The organism is Staphylococcus sp. HMSC13A10, from assembly GCF_001808005.1.
Classification (GTDB): domain Bacteria; phylum Bacillota; class Bacilli; order Staphylococcales; family Staphylococcaceae; genus Staphylococcus; species Staphylococcus pasteuri.
The window spans coordinates 27,118-27,393 of the sequence record NZ_KV791836.1 but is presented as its reverse complement, the minus strand read 5'-3'; the positions used below and the strand labels follow the sequence as shown (position 1 = coordinate 27,393).

At 41.7% G+C, this 276-nt stretch carries 1 protein-coding gene; it reads left to right on the top strand.

Translation table 11 applies throughout. The annotated features are described in order from the left end of the window. On the top strand, positions 1-276 hold a 276-nt coding region (locus tag HMPREF3125_RS02050; RefSeq protein ID WP_256278051.1), incomplete at both ends, for an Ig-like domain-containing protein.

Genomic DNA, 276 nt, shown 5'->3' with positions numbered 1-276 from the left:
CCAGTGACAAGTGATGATACACAAATCACAGGAAAAGCAGAGCCAAACTCAACAGTAACAGTGACGTTCCCAGACGGAACAACAGCGAGTGCAACAACAGATGCAGATGGTAATTACGTGATTGACATTCCATCTAACGAAGATTTAAAAGGTAGAGAAACATTACCAGTAACAGCGACAGATAAAGATGGCAACACTTCTGATAAAGCGTCAACAGTTGTAACAGATACAACAGCACCGACAGCACCAACAATAAATCCAGTGACAAGTGATGAT